We start from the raw sequence: 463 nt of genomic DNA, 5'->3' as shown, positions 1-463 counted from the left end.
CAGGTCAGGCGGTCGGCATCCGGCTGGCCGACTTCGATCCAATGCAAAACCCGATCATCCAGGCTTTTTTCCCACAGGGCTGGCTCGTCTACATCTGACAGGCCACGACCGAACGCCAACTGTTCGTTGTAAAAAAGGGCGTAGGCCAGCAGACGCACGGTCATGCGTTCTTCAGTTTCCGAGGGGTGGCGAGCGATGGTCTGCTTGACGCTCTCGTACACCGAACGGTCGAGGTGGGTGAGGTTGAGTTCGAATTTGTAGGTCGTGGACGGCTGGGCCATGAACGGGCTTCTAGAGACAGGGAAAGGCGGCCAGTCTAACCGATGGCGAGGCCATTCAACGAATCCTGCGCTGCATCATCCTTATCCCTGGCCTGCTCGCCTATGTTAAAAGGCTTCACATCACCGTTCTGCGCAGACAAGGATCCCCATGTCGTTTAATGCCAAACCGCTTGCCGGCCTGA

Annotated in this window: 1 protein-coding gene; it reads right to left on the bottom strand. The window is 57.2% G+C overall.

What is annotated here, in order from left to right; all coding sequences use genetic code 11:
• The coding region (locus tag FCS21_RS16000; protein WP_138624500.1) for a YaeQ family protein at nt 1–281 on the bottom strand (281 nt) is incomplete at its 3' end.
• Nucleotides 282–463: the final 182 nt, after the last annotated feature.

The organism is Colwellia ponticola (assembly GCF_005885605.1).
GTDB lineage: Bacteria > Pseudomonadota > Gammaproteobacteria > Enterobacterales > Alteromonadaceae > Colwellia > Colwellia ponticola.
This window is presented reverse-complemented; position numbering and strand designations above follow the sequence as displayed.